Source organism: Bifidobacterium sp. ESL0800 (assembly GCF_029395355.1).
Classification (GTDB): Bacteria; Actinomycetota; Actinomycetes; order Actinomycetales; family Bifidobacteriaceae; genus Bifidobacterium.
Window position 1 is genome coordinate 1,498,264 of the sequence record NZ_CP113913.1, and the last position, 16,419, is coordinate 1,514,682.

Here is a 16,419-nt window from a genome sequence, read left to right on the forward strand (position 1 = left end):
ATTTTCAAGCAAAATTCACAAATATTCATCGAAATTCGCCTTCTTGGTGCACCAAGAGGGTCTTTTTAGGGCAAATCGACGGCAATTCATCAAAAAAGGCAGGGGTTGGCGGCACCAAGATGGCTGATATCGGAGAAATGAAGACAGTTGAGGCGAGTGAGGTGATTAAGACGATTGAGGTGGGTGAGATGGGTGAGACGATTGAGGTGGGTGAGATGGGTGAGACGATTGAGGTGGGTGAGATGGGTGAGACGATTGAGGTGGGTGAGATGGGTGAGACAATCGAGACGAATGAGACGAATGAGACACAGTACTGGCACTCTGCTTATACCGGGAATAGCCCGCCTGCATCACAGGTGCACCATCATTGGCAACAGAACCGATACACCACGTTGATAGATTACTGGCAACATCTACGCCCGACCGATACACCACGTTGATGCCATCACGGTCATATCGGGCGATTCCATGACAGCACCTGCACGCGAAACGATACGCCAGCACCACGCTCTGCGAAATCAGCGACGTGGTTTGCGGCTCATCGTCCGAAAGTCCCAATAGCCCTCGGCCGGCGGCTGCTCGCCGCGAATCTCGGCCATGATCTGCTCCATCCTCTCGCGGATACGCGTGGTGAGTTCCGTGACCAGCTCCATCGGCGGCTCGGCGCCCCACGTTTCGGCGTCCTTGAGCAGGTCGCCATAATCCAGCGCGGCGTCGTAGCACATCACTACGTTCTTGCGCGGCCACGGCCACCAATGGTTGATGCTCGCCGCACCCCACGTCACCGCGCAATAGAGCGGCACCTGGCGGCCGAGCCGGCGCGAGGATTCGAGCGCGATGATGCCGACGCCGTCCTTGAGGCTCATCGGCCATTTGAGCGGGTCACGCGAGAGCGTGCCTTCCGGCCAGACAGTGAGCGGACGGCCCGAGGTGATGATGTCGATGGATTCCTTTTCGATCTCGATGGCCTTGCCACTGCGGCGCGGCACGGGCTGCATACCCACCAGCTGGAACCAACGCCCGATCACCGGCCAGTGCGCCATCTCGGCCTTGGCCATATAGCGCGGGCGACGACCCATATGGAACAGCGCGTCCATCGGAATAAAAACGTCATACATCGTGACGTGCGTGGCCGCCGTAATGAACGGGCCGGTTTCCGGAACACGCTCGAGCCCCCACGCGTAGACCTTGCTGTGCGCGCGAAGCACAGCGGAGACGGCATCGAGCAAGCGCTTGGTACCCTTGGGATTCTGCGCCTCGATCTCGGCGGTGTTCGCTTTGCGCGGGCCGGTCGGGAAATACTGTGTCGGATCGACCAGGTGATGGCGACGCCCCAACAGCTCCACCTGCGCATCGCTCAGCGGCTTGACCGCTGAACGCGGAGAAGGTTTTCCTTTGGAAGTCATGACCCTATTGTGCCTCAGGGCTGCGAACTCATACCGCAACACGCTCATGCGAAGAGGCAAACCACGGTTGCCACGAACGATACCAGACACTTACCGCATTGGGCTCATGCCGCAATTGCAAAATCCATATCACCGGCATCGAACACATCAGCTACACGAATTTCCGTCCTCATCCCAACACGCCGTACTGATACCGACCGACGGTATGTATAATAAGAGCAACAAGCTTTCATCGGTTTAGTCGAAGACTCTGCGAGAATCGAAGAATCGTTGGATGAATCCGTCCTTCGTATTCCGCTCTACCGGCGGGCCGGTAATCCAGTACTAAGGAGACGCAGATGGCACGCAACGCACATCCCGAGGTGACCAGACGCCGCATACTCGACGCGGCGCAGAAGCTGTTCGCCGCCAAAGGCTACGAAAACACCTCGGTGCAGGACATCATCGACGAGCTCGGCGACCTCTCCAAAGGTGCGATATACCACCATTTCAAATCCAAACTGGACATCCTCGAGGCTGTCAGCGCCGCAGACAACCAAAAGGCCCTCGACCGCTACGCCGCGGTTCTGGAATGCAAGGACCTGAACGGCCTGCAGAAAATTCGCGAGCTCATTCTTTCCAACATCACCGACACCGAACACATCGAGCGGCTCAAGGGCACGCTCTCAACCATCAAGGATCCGCAGGAAATGGCCGAAAGTCTCTACACCTGGACGTGCATCCTGCCGAACGACATGCGCACGCTCATCGATTGCGGCATTGAGGACGGCTCGATCATCACGGATTATCCGCAGGAGGCCGCCGAACTGCTCACGCTGCTGATGAATCTCTGGTTCCTGCCGAATTTCTACCCCGGTACCCGGAGCGTTTTGCTGCACCGCTCGCAATGCCTGGCCACCATCTGCGTTTCGCTCGGCGTACCGGCGATCACCCGCGACATGACCGAGCAGTTCGCCGATTTCTACGCGCAGATCCAAGGCCCCGATGCCGAGGATTCCACCGCTGAGGCAGCTGCTGAAATCAACAATGCCAACGCTCAAACCGCAGAAACAAAACCAAAAGGACACAGCGATTAACAGTCGCATCCTTTTAAGCTTCTGCGACAGATTAAAAATACACAGCAGGCAACAGCAACCAATATCTACGATTAGCATTGTTTATTTTACATACCGTCGGTCGGTATCAATTAATCAACACGCAATGAAGGAAGAACCATGACAACCATTGCCGACACCGGAACCCAACAGACCACAAGCAAAACAGCACTCGGAAACCCGACCTGCCCAAACGCTCGCGTACAGACAAGGCCACAGCAGACAGGCGAGATCGGCAGCAGCGACGAATCCCAGCAGCCAGGCAAACCGGCGCCGTCGCCGCTGCGTTCCGGCAACTTCGTCCTGCTCATCGCCGGGCAAGGCCTCTCGCTTTTCGGCAACACCATGCTGCGCTTCGCGATGTCGATGTGGGTGCTCGACGAAACCGGCTCGGCCACCGTCTTCGCAACGCTCCTCTCCATCTCCATTGTGCCGACCATTGCCTTGATGCCGTTCGGCGGGGTCATCGCCGACCGCGTCAACCGCCGCACCATGATGGTCGCGCTCGACGCCGTCAGCGGCTGCGTGGTGCTCGCCGCGACGCTCAGCTTCGGCTTCATGCAAGTCCACACCATCGCCTCGATCGCGGTGCTGCTCATCGCCTTGTCCGTGCTCGATGCGCTCGAATCCCCCACCGTCAGCGCCGCTATCCCCCAAATGCTCGGCCGCACGGACACCGTACTCTTGCGCCGCGCTCAGGCGATCTCCAGCCAGGTCAACGCCGTCATGCAGATTATCCCGACCTTTGCCGGCGGTGCGCTGTACGCGCTGATCGGCATTCGCACCATGATGGCCGGCACCACCGTCTGCTTTTTCGTCACCGCCAGCCTGGAATGCTTTATCGAGCTGAATCCGGTACGCCGCGCCGATAGAGCCACAGCGCATCCAGACCAATCCGCATCAAACCGCAGAAAAGCACACATAACCGAGGCTCTCGCAACTGCCGCAGAAAACGGATGCCTCGCTCCGACAATCGAGACGAGAACAGGCGATTCAGCAGCGTCAACGGCACCAGCAGCGCCACCATTGCAACGAGCCCACAATAATCCACCTGTCCGGCGCCATATTCTTTCGGTCTTTCTTGCCGATACCCGTGACGCCGCCGCGTTTGTCAAGGCCAACCCGACCCTGCTGGAACTCTGCGTCGTCATCGCCGCCCTGAATTTCTTCCTCAACGGTGTCTCCTCCGTCGGCTCTCCGTACATCATTCGCACCGCGCTACATTTCGGAGCCGACGTCTACGGCTATTGCGACGGGATCATGAGCGTGGTCTCCCTGCTCGACACCCTACTGACCACGGCACTGGCCGCCAAGCTCCTCATGCGACATATGCCCACAACCATCGCCGCGGCCGCCCTCTGTTTCGTGCCGATCGCCGTGGTCTTCGCATTCCCGGTAGCACGGTCCGCGAAACTGGTCACATTCATCGCCGCCTTCTGCCTGCTCACCCTGGCCATCGATTTCACCAACATCATCATCAGCCCGACCCTGATGACGCTGATTCCCGACGAACTGATGGGCAAGATCATGGCGCTTGTCAACGCGGTCTGTCTGTGCGCTTCCCCGTTGGGACAGATGACCTACGGCCTACTGTTCGACCGCGTGGCCATCACGCCGATTGTGGTCGGCACCGGAGTCTGCCTAGCCATCGGCGCATTGATTCTTACGCCGATGTGCAGAAGGTTCGGACGTGAAGAATCCGCGCAATAATAATCAAACCGGGACAATTCTTTGTCTGCTCGCCAAAGCGGCCATGTGGCCACCACCCCGGCATCTAAATGAGTCTTTTTACTTGCTTGCTCGGTTTGTCTAAGTAAAAAGCAACATTTAGACGGTCTATTTGTGTCTTTTTACCTGCCAGGCTCGAGCAAGCAAGTAAAAAGACACAAATAGAGACCGCCCCGGGACGAGGGACAACAACCAACTGATTCTCATTGCCCCAAAGACGCGGGAAACACCAGCAAAAGACGCGATTATTTCTGTGGCGGAGCCGGAGGCGCACCGACCAGCCCGAGACGCGTCAACGGAGAGGCGGTGAGCTGGCGGACGGCGAGCGTGAGGCCGAACATCAGGCAACCCACGCCGAGGATGGCGGCCATGCTCAGTGCGCACGCGCCGTTCTTGGCCCACATCGCCATCATGCCGAGCCCGGGATAGATCTGCCAAAGCATATAGCCGGCATAGGCGCAGGAGACGAGACCGAAAGTGATCATAATGCTGCCGACAATCTGTACGCTGGCCGACGACATACGGCTTCCCGGGCTGTCCATCCCGGATTTGCGCGTGAGGGCGAGCGCCAGCATCATCAGTCCGCCGCCGATCAACAGCGACATCAATACGTCTGAGGGCCGATGCCAACGCCCGACGATCAGCGATGCCGCAACGAGGATGCTATACGCTCCGCCGAGCAACGCAACCAGTGCGCGCCAGACGCGCGGAACCGCGACGAGCAAGACCAGCACCGACCCCACGGCAAGCAACGTATGCCCCGACGGAGCGCTGTTTTCATGCGTAGAAAGGACGCGAATGATCATCGGCCGGGGCAGCAGACGCTTGAGCCACGCGGCGCCAAAGGCGACGACGCCGAATACGGCCATCTGCCCCAAAAGCCACCAACGCCTGCGAACCGCTGCGACGATGAAGGCGATCACCGCAATCGACAAGCTGATCGCCACAATCACCACGCCTCGGTTGAGCACATTCGAAACGGCGATAATCCAGCTTGGAGCGCTGGTGTTGAAGCTGCGCCATACGAGTTCGTCGAAGCTCTGGCCTTCCAAAGTGTGCACGCCGAACCAGTAAATCGCGGCCGCCGCCGCAAAGCAGAGCAGAGCAAGCGCCACGGCAAGCACGCAACTGGACACACGCGGATGGACGGTCAGCGGGTCGATCCGGGCAAGCCCCTTTTCAATCTCGTCCTCCTGCGCGGAAACATCTGCGTCCGAGATCGCGGAAGAAAACTCGACATCGGAGTTGCTCGAACCCGCGCCGGCAACGAAAACGCTGTTCGTCGAGGCCTTGTCATCATCAGACGTGGCATTTTCACTGCCAAACGCGACGAAACTCACAGGCTCGGACTGAATTGGAGTTGGAGTCGGAGTCGGAGCTGCGCCTTGAGTGGAAACCGGCATTCCCGCCTGCGCTTGAGGAGGCGCTGGAATCTCGATCCTGGCCTGATTGCGTGACGAATTTTCTTGCGAGCCATCCGCCGGTACATTCTGCTCTTTGGAGTCGTCAGTCATAGTTGTTTAGTGTAGATGGCACAGACTACGAGCATGCGATGAAGCCACGGCATCACACGAACTCGATCTTGAGCTTGCGGCCCAGCCCCTTGGCGATTTGGGCAAGCGTCCTGACCGTCGGAATGGAGTTGCCCCTTTCGATACGCGAGTAGTTCGAAGGTCTCATACCGCATCTTTTCGCCACTTCAGCCTGAGTCATATGAGCTTCAATCCGAGCACCCATAATCGCTATCGCAGCTTCATGCTCAGGCCTACTACGCTCATACTCTTCCGCAAATTTCGGATCTCGGCTTTTACGCTCGGCAATATACCTATCCAAATCATCCATAAGTTATTTACGCCTTCCTTTCCGACCAATCTTTGCGATATCGTTTCGCCCTAGATAACTCAACAAGTGGCAGCTTATTCTGCTTTTTCACAAACCCATTGGTAATGATGATTCGACGCCCTTTCATGAAAAAATACAGCGCACGAACATCATTCGTCGACTGTCGAACACGTAACTCGAAAATGCCACCAGAGACACGTTTCGAGTACGGTTCACGCAAACTGTTGCCATACACCCTCAACATATCGATGTCATCCAATAATTTTCGCGCCATTTTTTCGTCAACTGAATTCAGCAGCTTTTGCATCGGCTCTTTACCATTGGGCAACGCATAGAACTCAACTTGAAAATTCCCCATAGCGTAACCTATTGAATTATCAATTTTGATATTATCATTTTTGATATGTTTCGCAAGTTCATCAATCATCGCCTTTCCATCTTCCGTTGCATTCCATTTCAAGCAAACCCTGCTATACGCTGTGAAGCAAGCCAAAACGGGTACTGTGGTCGAATGATTGGGGTTATCCACATTTGAGGCGTGTCGAGGGTTAACGTCCAAAATTATGCACATTTCGGGCTTGATAGCGAGGATAACGAAATGAGTTATTCACAATATGGTGAATTTTACGTTTTGGAGGTTCCATAGCTCTACGGCAGTGCTTAGAGTAAGGATATGGCACAGATTTTTGACGCACCCTCGAAGGCATTGCTCCGCAGCCAGATAGCCGAGCACATCGCCGAAACCGAGAAGTCCGACAAGCGCAAAGCGCTGCCGGAGGAACAGCCCCTGCCCCCGGACCGCTATTTCGACCGTGAGCTGAGCTGGCTCAAATTCAACAAACGCGTCCTTGAGATGGCGGAGGACCCTGAAGTCCCACTCTTGGAACGCGCCAACTTTGCCGGTATTTTCGCCTCGAACCTCGACGAATATTTCATGGTGCGCGTGGCCGGGCTCAAACGCCGCATCGATACCGGCATAGCCGTGACGAGCGCCTCGGGCCTGAGCCCACGCCAGCAGCTACGCTCCATCAGCGAGACCGCGCACGAACTGCAGGCCGAGCACGCCAACGAGGCCGTCAAGCACATCCTGCCTGAACTGGCCCGCGAGCACATCGTGTTGTTGAGCTGGGACAGGCTCACCAGCGCCGAACAGGAACGGCTTTCGCGCTATTACCGCCAGCAGGTCTTCCCGGTCCTGACGCCGCTCGCGTTCGACCCCGCCCATCCATTCCCCTATATTTCCGGCGGTTCCCTGAACCTGGCCATTCTGGTGGAGAATCCGAACAGCGGCAAGACGCATTTCGCGCGCGTCAAGGTGCCCGACAACCTGAACCGTCTCGTGCCCGTCGACGACCTGACCGACGAGGAGAGCCGCGAGGAGCGCTACGGCTTCATCACCATGGAGAACCTCATCATCGCCCACCTCGAATCGCTCTTTCCCGGCATGATCATCAAGGAGGCGCGTTCCTTCCGCGTCACCCGCAACGAGGATATCGACGTGGAAGAGGACGACGCCGAAAACCTCTTGAACGCCATGGAGAAGGAACTGCTGCGCCGTCGTTTCGGGCCGCCGATCCGCCTCGAAATCAGCGACGCCACCAGCCCGTTCCTCTCCCAGCTTCTGGCACGCCGTCTGCGCGTCAACGAAGAGGAGATCTTCCGCCTGCCTGCACCGCTGGATATGAAGCTCATGTTCGAGCTGCAGGACATCGACCGCCCGGATCTTAAGAACAAGCCGTTCATCCCCACCACCAACCGCCAGATCGCCACGGTCGAATCCAGCCGCGCACAGGACATCTTCGCCGCCATCCGCGAGCGCGACATCCTGCTGCACCACCCCTACGATTCGTTCTCCACTTCGGTGCAGGCCTTCCTGGCCCAGGCCGCGGCCGACCCGAGGGTCCTGGCCATCAAGCAGACGCTCTACCGGACTTCCAGCAATTCGCCGATCATCGACGCGCTGGTCGATGCCGCACAGGCCGGCAAACAGGTCTTGGCACTGGTCGAGATCAAAGCACGTTTCGATGAGGATGCCAACATCGCGTGGGCCCGCAAGCTCGAACGCGCCGGCGTCCACGTCGTCTATGGCATCGTTGGGCTGAAGACCCACTGCAAGCTTTCGCTGGTCGTGCGTCAAGAGGCGGACGGTCTGCGTCGCTACTGCCACGTCGGCACGGGCAACTACAACCCGAAAACCGCCCGCCAGTATACCGATCTCGGCCTGCTGACCTGCGATCCGGTGGTCGGGCAAGACTTGACCCGCCTGTTCAACCAGCTTTCCGGTTACGCGCCGCGCTCCAGCTTCCATCGTCTGCTGGTCGCCCCGCGCACGTGCCGCAGCGGCCTCATCCAGCGTATCCGCCGCGAGGAGGACGCGGCACGAGCCGGTCATGAAGCATGGATCAAGATCAAGGTCAACTCCATCGTCGACGAAAAGACCATTGACGCGCTCTATCGCGCCAGTCAAGCCGGGGTCAAAATCGACATCGTGGTACGTGGCATCTGCGCGCTCAAACCTGGTGCCCCGGGCCTGAGCGAGAACATCCGGGTGCATTCCATCCTCGGGCGTTTCCTCGAACACAGCCGTATCTACGCCTTCGCCAATTCCGCCGGCCCGCAGATCGGCGAGGGGCCGGCAGCCGGGCCGGAAGTCTGGATCGGTTCGGCCGACCTGATGCACCGCAATCTCGACCGCCGCGTGGAGGCACTGGTACGCATCACCGACCCCGAGGAAGTCGCTTCGCTGATCGATTACGTCGATCTGCAGATGGCCGATACCACCTCGTCCTGGCACATGCAGCCGGACGGCACCTATATCCGCCATTCGCACGATTTGGACGGTAAGCCTCTGGTCGATTGCCAGGAGCTGCTGATCAAGACCCATCAACGTGGTCGCAAGTAAGATCAAGAAGTAGGCGGTAGATGACCTCCGAGCTCAAACCATCACATGTCGTTGAATCGGCGGGAGGGATACCTTACCGTTGGATTGCCACCGGTAAGGCCAAAAGCCTCGACGAACGAGCCGAAAAAGCAAGCAAATTCGCCGAGGCACGTGCCTCTCACAGCACCAGCAAACGCAAGCGGCAGAAGCACAGACTGCCTTTGAGCGAAGCGGAGATCCACTTCCGCGCCATCATCACGCAACTGGAAGTCTGCTTGGTACATCGTCCGAAATACGACGATTGGAGCTGGCCGAAAGGCAAGCTCGAGGAACACGAATCCAGCCGTCACGCGGCAATACGCGAGATGGAAGAGGAAACCGGAGTGCCGGTGGCCTTGGGCCCGAGCATCGGTGAAGTCGAGTATCCGCTCAACGCCGAAGGCAAAAAATCGAAACACACCAAAACAGGATCCAAAACCGCAACAATCTACACCAAGCATGTCGTCTATTGGATGGCCCATCCGATTGCGCCGGAAACCGCGAAAAGCCGAAAACAGGTCGTTGGCACCATCAAGCACGCAAAAACCAGCGAAATCGACGAGGTGAGATGGCTGACCATCCCTCAGGCCCGAAAGCTGCTTTCGCATCCGCTTGACCGCGATATCCTCGACCAATTCGTCGACCGCATCCAGGAGGGTGCGCTTAAGGCCCAGAAACTGATCATCGTGCGTCACAGCAAGGCCGTGGCCCGCAAAAAGTGGAACGGCACCGACGCCGACCGCCCCATCATTCCCCGCGGCGCTGCGGCAAGTTTTGCGCTCAACCAAGAATTGGGCTGCTACGCCCCGCAAAAACTCGCTTCGTCCCCTTGGCTGCGCTGCATGGAGACGCTGGAACCATACGCCTGGCATACGGGACTTGAGATCACACAACTTCCGGCGCTGACCGAAGACGCCTTTGCGGCCGACCCCAATGCGACCTGGCAATGCGTCCGCGAGGTCATCGATGATCTGTTTGCCGAAACCGATGGCCTAAGCGCTGCGAAATGTGCGGTGCAAGCCGGCACCAAGGCCGTGGTCAAGATCAGCGACACCGGTGATGCCGATCTTCCGTCAGCGAATACCGCCGGCAACCCCGCCAGTGACGCGGCAAACGCCGGCAAAATCGAAAGCTCTTCCAAAGTGATACCACGTTCGGACACGAATACCGCGAATCCACAACCGTTGGCACAAAGCTCGCAGCCATCCGGCCAACACGACGAGACCGACAATGCTGCGATTGACTTAACCGCGAAACAGAAGGCGGCAGCCACGCCGATGAACGCACCAAAGCAATACAGCCGAACTACCGCGATCTGTATGCACCGGCCCGTCATCGGCGACATTTTCGAGCATCTGCGCCCCATGTGCGCCTCGAAATCACTGGCCAAGCAGCTCATCGCCAAATCGCCTTATATGCCGACCGGTAATGCGGTAGCATTGTTCATCGTGAAAGACGCGGAAGGCCCGCGCATCATCGATATCCAAAGAATGGCTCCAGTTGTCTACTAACACAGTGCATTACAGTTCCGGCTCCGTCAATTCCGCCCATCCGGGCTTCGCGCCCGCGCGGACGGGTTCCTCACGCCCAGCCCGTCCAGCCCAACTCGACCCGGCGTTGACCGAGAAGATGGCCGGCGGCATGGATCCGGAGGAGATCAACGAGATGAGCCACGCCTCGGCGCAGGCCATGCTCGACCGCGTGCACCATACACAGGACCCGAAGATCGTGCAGCGCGTGCTCACCCTGGTCGACCGCGAAGGCGTCGATATCATCGCCGAGTTGTGGAGCAGATCGGAACCCGATTCCCTGCCCGGCATCCTATGGCGACTGTATCTGCTGCGCACCTGGATGCGCCGCAACCAGCGATCGCTGGCAAGCCTGTATCGCATCGCCGAACCCGAGGACACCGCAGCCTCGGCCATCGCCGGCGTCGACACACCGCCCAGCGCGGAAGACATCGTACATACCGCGGATTCCATACTTTCCGGGGCGTTCACCGGTGATTTCGCAGTCGCGTTGGAACGTGCCTCGGCCTTTATCGACGTGATTGCCAAGGGCCTCGCGATACGTGCGAAAATGCTGACCGGCAGGGCGCGCAAAGTCGAGGCCGCTCAGGCCGCCCGACGCGAAGCGCATCTGCGCGACCTGCAGCGTGAGATCGAAGCTGCCGAAGCCGCTCAAGAAGCTCAGCAAGTTGCCGACGAGGCTGCCGACAAAAGCGGCGCCGACCAGCAAAATCACGGCAATGGCGGAAACAGCCGAAACAAGAACGCAGAAACAGGCCATACCGGAAACCAAACCAACGGGCATACGGCGACCGAGAATCCCGACAATCTCAATCCCTCCGGCAACAGTGCCGACACGACCGACCGCGGAAATCACCATGAAAATAATCACACCGAATACGGCGACAGCAATCGCAACGGCACCACAGCCAACCGCTACAATTCCGCTCTGAACGACGCCGAAACGCGCTACCGGGCAGGCAAAGGCCCGGCGAGCTCGGCCGGCCCGGCATCGAACGACCCGCGCACTGTGGCTGCACGCTTGCTGCACACCGGCAGCAACCTCATGACCACTTCCGCAGATTTCCGCCACGGGGCCGGCCTCTGGCGTCAAGGAAAACTCGAGTAATTCGCTGGCCTACAGCCGACCGGAATCCGTACTTTACGCGCTCGGCGTGTAAACGGAGGACGACCCGTTATACTTGGAAGTTGCGCTGGACCGTGCTTAAGCCCCGGGCTTCATTTTTTGCCGCTGCGAGCGGCGTTCGCGCCGACAGGCGCTTTCGCGGTTCAGCGTTTTACTTTTCATTATTACCATTTCCACGCTGAATTTGATTCTGGCCTATACCCCCTGAATAGCGACACTAATCCGACTTATATGAAGTACAAACATTGCAAAATGCGTCGTTACCAGCAGCATAGGGGGTATATGTGCTGGAAACAACGCATCCAGTAACGTTAAATGCGTCTTTTCCAGCACATATACCTCACTTACCGCTGGAAACAACGCATTTATCAGCGGTCCCGGTCAATTACCGGATTCACTGTTTTACTGCGTTTACTGAGATATTTGTGCCGATATGCACAATTTCGGTTTTCGATTTTCAAAAAGACACGGCAAGGCATATCCTTGGAAGTATGCAAGTACATGTTTTGGATCACCCGCTGGTCGAGCACAAGCTCACCGTTCTGCGGGATAAGAACACACCCTCCAACATCTTCCGCGAGCTCATCAGCGAACTGGTGACGCTCGAGGCCTACGAAGCCACGCGCAACCTCGACGTGGTCGACCGCGATATCGAGACGCCGATCGCCAAGATGACCGGCAAGCACCTCGCCAGCCCGCGCCCCATGGTCGTCCCGATCCTACGCGCCGGCTTGGGAATGCTCGATGGCATGACCCGCCTGCTGCCCACCGCCGAAGTCGGATTCCTCGGCATGAAGCGCGACGAGGACACCCTCGACATCATCACCTACGCCAACCGCCTGCCCGATGACCTCACCGGCCGTCAGTGCTTCCTCCTGGACCCGATGCTCGCCACCGGCGGCACCACCGTCGCAGCCACGCACTATCTGGCCGAGCGCGGCGCCAAGGACATCACCTCGATCAACATCTTGGCGGCGACCCCTGGCTTGAAGCACGTCGAAGAGACGCTCGACCCATCCATCGACTTCAAGGTCGTGGTGTGCGGCGTCGATGAGAGGCTCAACGAGCACGGCTATATCGTCCCGGGCCTCGGCGACGCTGGCGACCGTCTCTACGGCCTGATCGACTGAGCCAGGGCTCAGCCGGACTTATCCGTTTTAGAAAGCCTTTCCGAACAACGTTTCGCCAAAGGCTTTCCTTGTATCTGAAGATGTGGGGGTTATAGGCCAAATATTCTGGCCTATAACCCCCACATGGTGGATACGCCCGCTGAATCCGACAAGTCCGTAACAGTTGACTCGACGCGAACACGTCCGCCGCTACTTGCCTTTGGCGGCTTTCTTCGCTTTGCGGCCTTTGAAATAGATGTCGAAGACGATCCAGGCGCCGAGGATGAACGCGACGACATAACCCATGAAACCGACCACGGGGATGCCGAAAACGATGGGTTTCATGCCGGCGTAGTAGACGATGGACGAACCGACGAACAGGCCGACCACGATCAGCGCCATGGTCAGGCGATTGATCATGTCGGAAATCTGCTTCAGCGGCTCCTCACTGCCGACGATCTCCATGTTCATCCGCAGCTGGCCGCGGGTGAGCATACGCATGGCGACCTTGCTCTCCGCAAGCGCATCGAGCGACCCGTGCAGCGCTTTGTTGCCTTCGATGCCAAGCGACTTGATCTCGTCGACGGCGACCTCGTCCAAGCGTTTGCTGGTGGTGGCATGGTCGGTGATGATCTGAATCATGTTGACGTCGGGAATGAACTCGTCCAGAGTGCCTTCGAGCGTGACCATCGCGCGGCTCATCGTCGTAATGGTCGAAGGGACCTCGATGCCGTGACGTTGCGCAAGATTGGTCAGCGCCATCGCGAACTCGGCGATGTTGAGATCGGCGAGATCGACCTTGCCATATTCCTCCACGATCACGTCGAGATCGCTCAACAGCTGCGGATAATCCTCGGAATCAGGTTGGACGTCGGCAAACCGCAGCAACCCGTCGGCGAGCGCCGGCGAATCCTGCTTGCCCACGGCGAAAATCATCTGCCGCAGCACCTGACGCGTTTTGCGGTCGAGACGGCCGACCATCCCCAGATCGATCAGAATGATCTTACCTCCGGAAATGATGACGTTGCCCGGGTGCGGGTCGGCATGGAAGAAGCCGTTGTCGAGGATCTGCGCCGCATAGTTGTCGACCAGTTTGGTGCCGATTTCCTTCAAATCGTAGCCTTCCTCGATGAGTTTGCCGGTATGGTTCAACGAAATGCCGTCGATATAATCCATCACCACGACGTGCTGGGTGCACAGGTCCATATACGGTTTCGGGCAGTCCATATAGCGGTACGGTTCGCAGAAACGCTTGAATTCCGCGAGATGCCGCGCTTCTATCAGGAAGTCCGTCTCATCCTCGAACGTGTCCCAAAGCTCTTCGACCACACCGCCGAGGTCGACCACCTGCATGCTGGAGCCCATGAAGCGCGTGGCGGCCTTGGCGATCGAACGCATGATGGAGACGTCCTGCGCCATCGTCTGCCGCACGCCCGGCCGCTGCACCTTCACCGCAACGTCCTCGCCGGTGACGAGGGTGGCGCGATGCACCTGGGCCAAGGAAGCGGAACCCAACGGCTTGGGATCGATATCGGCGAAAATCTCGTCCACCGGACGCCCGTATTCCTGCTCCAGCGTTTCAACAACCGTCTGATATGGCATCGGATCGGCATCGGCGCGCAATTTCGCCAGTTCATCGCAATACTGCTGCGGCAGAATCTCCGAACGCATCGAAAGCATCTGGCCGGCTTTGACGAAAGTCGGACCGAGCGCCTCCAGCATCAGCCGCATCTTACGGGGCGTAATCCCTTTGGTGACGTCGAACTGGCCCATGATCTTGACGATCTGGCCGAGACGTTTGACATTGCCACGACGGGTCAGGTGGTAGCGTTGCGCAAACGATTCGCGCCGACCGAAAAGGTTGATTTCGTCGTCGTCAGCGGCTGAGGCGACCGAGTCAGCCAAACTGGCCGAGGCTGTCGAGGCGGCTGAGCTGGGCGCTGACACAGACGTATCTTCAGAGGCTTTTTTCGAATCGGGCCCTTGGGGATGGAACTCCTCGGGCTCGGCCTTCCTAGACCGGGGCTCTTCCGGCTGAGATTTGCTGAGCTGAGACTCCCCCGGCTGGGTCTCTTTCAACGTAGTTTTTTCTGACGGAGATCCCTTAGGCTCAGACCCTTTTGGCTGAGGTTCTTCCGTCCCGGCACTTTTTTCAGATTTGCCGAAATTACCGAGATTGTCGGCGCTAGTCGTTTCTTCGGAGTCATTTTGGGCATAATGGCCTTTCAGCGCGGCATTGGAAACCTTATCGTCCATCGTCACCTGAAATCAAAATCTACAGCTATAGGATTTATTCGGCTTTTTCGTCGCCTTCATCGGACTTGTCGGCGTCCGGCTTGCTGCCCTCGGCCTCGTCCTTGGCTTTGGCGTTCTGCTCTTTCATATCGTCTTTGACTTCCTGCGCCTTGTGCTTGAGCTCGGTGTTGAGCGTCCTGCCCTGCTCCACCGTCAGCTCGCCCTTCTTGACCAGCGCGTCGACGATTTCCTGCCCTTTTTCAGCGGTAGTCGCCATTGCTCCGATGCCGGCCAGAAACACGGTGCGCAGCCCGTCGCCCAGTTTGTAATCAGCCATGATTCCTCTTTCACTAGTAGTGACACCCGTACTACTAATCTAGCCTATTTGCAAAGAATATCCCAGCAGTGGAAATAGGACCATCCGGTGTACTGCCAAGTTACACTACGAAAACGATGAGTTCAGCATCGTCGGCCCAACCGCCTCGATGGAACATTACGAATGCGGCAAGCACAGCCTTTCAGATTGATGCCGTGCCTGTAAAACCGGTTACCCTCTAAAAACAAATACAACGACATTGACTATATAATTACATAAAATACCAAATATCAGTAATGATGGTTATTTTTTAGGAGGCTACAATGCCGAATTCGAACAGTTTGTACGTCGGTATAAGCCAAGCGAATCGATATATCTCCGACTTGTCGGATCGACTCAACGCAGCCTAAGAAAATCTCAACCGCCTACGCGAACTGCTCTCTTACGTCTCCCAGAAGCAAAACAGCTTTCTGAACAATCAAGGACGACGTCAAAGCAGCTTCAGCAAAGAAGCCAGTACCAACAACGACAAACAGGAGTGCAATCAAATATGAGTAAATCAGTCAGTATTTTCAATGATGCTGCAACCATGGAGATACCGGACGATTTCGAGTGTGGTTCACCGCAAAAAACATCGTTTCGGCAAAGAGGCGACATCGGCCAGCTCAAAAACAAACTTCGGATATGGCGCAGCTTATTACACGCAACGCGCATTGTCTCTTCGCGCATGTACTTTTATAATCCGAACAAACCCGACACACGCATTGTTTGCTCGGATGCAGCCAATACAGCATGGCCTTCCGATTTAGCCCAAGCCACCAAAAGCCTTGAAAAAGCAGTATATACAACCTATAAAAACCCGACTGACGTCAAAACCACCATCCGCCACGACAAAAACGGCGAGCCGTTGCTTGCGATGGCATATAGCCTGACGATTGAGACGGGAATATGGTACGTCTTGTTAATCACCTTACCGATTCGCGGGCATATGAATGGCATAACGATGAAATGTACAGCTGAAGATGCCGAAATCCGATGGAACCAGTTCATGGCAGCCGCCGACTCCATCACGATTCTCAAACCCTGATATCGCCTCGTCGCTACGGCTGTGCGA

At 57.4% G+C, this 16,419-nt stretch carries 13 protein-coding genes and 1 pseudogene; 8 read left to right on the forward strand and 6 right to left on the reverse strand.

Annotation, left to right across the window (positions count from 1 at the left end; translation table 11 throughout):
* Positions 1 to 119 precede the first annotated feature (119 nt).
* The gene (locus OZX75_RS05900; RefSeq protein WP_277145739.1) at positions 120 to 440 is read left to right on the forward strand and encodes a hypothetical protein; all 321 of its coding nucleotides are present in this window, start codon (positions 120 to 122) and stop codon (positions 438 to 440) included.
* A gap of 78 nt (positions 441 to 518) precedes the next feature.
* Here the strand turns inward: OZX75_RS05900 and OZX75_RS05905 are convergent, their stop codons facing one another.
* A complete protein-coding gene (locus OZX75_RS05905; RefSeq protein WP_277145740.1) occupies positions 519 to 1,406 on the reverse strand; it encodes a lysophospholipid acyltransferase family protein in 888 nt (295 codons plus the stop codon).
* A gap of 338 nt (positions 1,407 to 1,744) precedes the next feature.
* On the opposite strand from OZX75_RS05905, the gene OZX75_RS05910 reads away from it, so the two are divergent.
* Positions 1,745 to 2,482, forward strand: a complete 738-nt coding sequence (locus tag OZX75_RS05910) for a TetR/AcrR family transcriptional regulator (protein ID WP_277145741.1) — start codon at positions 1,745 to 1,747, stop codon at positions 2,480 to 2,482.
* A gap of 138 nt (positions 2,483 to 2,620) precedes the next feature.
* The gene (locus tag OZX75_RS05915; protein ID WP_277145742.1) at positions 2,621 to 4,210 is read left to right on the forward strand and encodes an MFS transporter; all 1,590 of its coding nucleotides are present in this window, start codon (positions 2,621 to 2,623) and stop codon (positions 4,208 to 4,210) included.
* Positions 4,211 to 4,473: 263 nt separating this feature from the next.
* Here the strand turns inward: OZX75_RS05915 and OZX75_RS05920 are convergent, their stop codons facing one another.
* From OZX75_RS05920 to OZX75_RS05930, 3 genes are all read right to left on the reverse strand, one after another.
* A complete protein-coding gene (locus OZX75_RS05920) occupies positions 4,474 to 5,448 on the reverse strand; it encodes a phosphatase PAP2 family protein (RefSeq protein ID WP_525930283.1) in 975 nt (324 codons plus the stop codon).
* 346 nt (positions 5,449 to 5,794) lie between these two features.
* Positions 5,795 to 6,070 (reverse strand): type II toxin-antitoxin system RelB family anti-toxin, encoded by a 276-nt coding sequence (gene relB / locus OZX75_RS08680; RefSeq protein WP_277160206.1) that lies wholly within the window; start codon positions 6,068 to 6,070, stop codon positions 5,795 to 5,797.
* Between the two features lie 7 nt (positions 6,071 to 6,077).
* Complete coding sequence (locus OZX75_RS05930; RefSeq protein ID WP_277145745.1) at positions 6,078 to 6,497, reverse strand: type II toxin-antitoxin system RelE/ParE family toxin; 420 nt, start codon at positions 6,495 to 6,497, stop codon at positions 6,078 to 6,080.
* Between the two features lie 246 nt (positions 6,498 to 6,743).
* Here OZX75_RS05930 and OZX75_RS05935 point away from each other — a divergent pair, with 246 nt between their 5' ends.
* The 4 genes and pseudogenes from OZX75_RS05935 (at position 6,744) to upp (ending at position 12,775) form a co-directional block, all read left to right on the forward strand.
* On the forward strand, positions 6,744 to 8,972 hold the full coding sequence (locus tag OZX75_RS05935) for an RNA degradosome polyphosphate kinase (protein WP_277145746.1): 2,229 nt from the start codon (positions 6,744 to 6,746) through the stop codon (positions 8,970 to 8,972).
* A 20-nt stretch (positions 8,973 to 8,992) separates the two neighbouring features.
* The gene (locus tag OZX75_RS05940; protein WP_277145747.1) at positions 8,993 to 10,501 is read left to right on the forward strand and encodes an NUDIX hydrolase; all 1,509 of its coding nucleotides are present in this window, start codon (positions 8,993 to 8,995) and stop codon (positions 10,499 to 10,501) included.
* A 4-nt stretch (positions 10,502 to 10,505) separates the two neighbouring features.
* Positions 10,506 to 11,087: pseudogene (locus OZX75_RS05945) on the forward strand (hypothetical protein); the annotation flags it as partial.
* Positions 11,088 to 12,136: 1,049 nt separating this feature from the next.
* Complete coding sequence (gene upp / locus OZX75_RS05950) at positions 12,137 to 12,775, forward strand: uracil phosphoribosyltransferase (protein WP_277145748.1); 639 nt, start codon at positions 12,137 to 12,139, stop codon at positions 12,773 to 12,775.
* Between the two features lie 189 nt (positions 12,776 to 12,964).
* Here the strand turns inward: upp and OZX75_RS05955 are convergent, their stop codons facing one another.
* The gene (locus tag OZX75_RS05955) at positions 12,965 to 14,620 is read right to left on the reverse strand and encodes an ABC1 kinase family protein (RefSeq protein WP_525930284.1); all 1,656 of its coding nucleotides are present in this window, start codon (positions 14,618 to 14,620) and stop codon (positions 12,965 to 12,967) included.
* 424 nt (positions 14,621 to 15,044) lie between these two features.
* Positions 15,045 to 15,326 (reverse strand): phasin family protein, encoded by a 282-nt coding sequence (locus OZX75_RS05960; RefSeq protein WP_277145749.1) that lies wholly within the window; start codon positions 15,324 to 15,326, stop codon positions 15,045 to 15,047.
* Between the two features lie 529 nt (positions 15,327 to 15,855).
* Here OZX75_RS05960 and OZX75_RS05965 point away from each other — a divergent pair.
* Entirely contained in the window at positions 15,856 to 16,392 is a 537-nt protein-coding gene (locus tag OZX75_RS05965; RefSeq protein ID WP_277145750.1) for a hypothetical protein, read from the forward strand.
* Positions 16,393 to 16,419: the final 27 nt, after the last annotated feature.

What these genes read in the sequence shown, in the direction of transcription:
- OZX75_RS05900 (WP_277145739.1), top strand. Translation starts at nt 120, where the DNA reads ATGGCTGATATCGGAGAAATGAAGACAGTTGAGGCGAGTGAGGTGATT.
- OZX75_RS05905 (WP_277145740.1), bottom strand. Translation starts at nt 1,406, where the DNA reads ATGACTTCCAAAGGAAAACCTTCTCCGCGTTCAGCGGTCAAGCCGCTG.
- OZX75_RS05910 (WP_277145741.1), top strand. Translation starts at nt 1,745, where the DNA reads ATGGCACGCAACGCACATCCCGAGGTGACCAGACGCCGCATACTCGAC.
- OZX75_RS05915 (WP_277145742.1), top strand. Translation starts at nt 2,621, where the DNA reads ATGACAACCATTGCCGACACCGGAACCCAACAGACCACAAGCAAAACA.
- relB (WP_277160206.1), bottom strand. Translation starts at nt 6,070, where the DNA reads ATGGATGATTTGGATAGGTATATTGCCGAGCGTAAAAGCCGAGATCCG.
- OZX75_RS05930 (WP_277145745.1), bottom strand. Translation starts at nt 6,497, where the DNA reads ATGATTGATGAACTTGCGAAACATATCAAAAATGATAATATCAAAATT.
- OZX75_RS05935 (WP_277145746.1), top strand. Translation starts at nt 6,744, where the DNA reads ATGGCACAGATTTTTGACGCACCCTCGAAGGCATTGCTCCGCAGCCAG.
- OZX75_RS05940 (WP_277145747.1), top strand. Translation starts at nt 8,993, where the DNA reads ATGACCTCCGAGCTCAAACCATCACATGTCGTTGAATCGGCGGGAGGG.
- upp (WP_277145748.1), top strand. Translation starts at nt 12,137, where the DNA reads ATGCAAGTACATGTTTTGGATCACCCGCTGGTCGAGCACAAGCTCACC.
- OZX75_RS05960 (WP_277145749.1), bottom strand. Translation starts at nt 15,326, where the DNA reads ATGGCTGATTACAAACTGGGCGACGGGCTGCGCACCGTGTTTCTGGCC.
- OZX75_RS05965 (WP_277145750.1), top strand. Translation starts at nt 15,856, where the DNA reads ATGAGTAAATCAGTCAGTATTTTCAATGATGCTGCAACCATGGAGATA.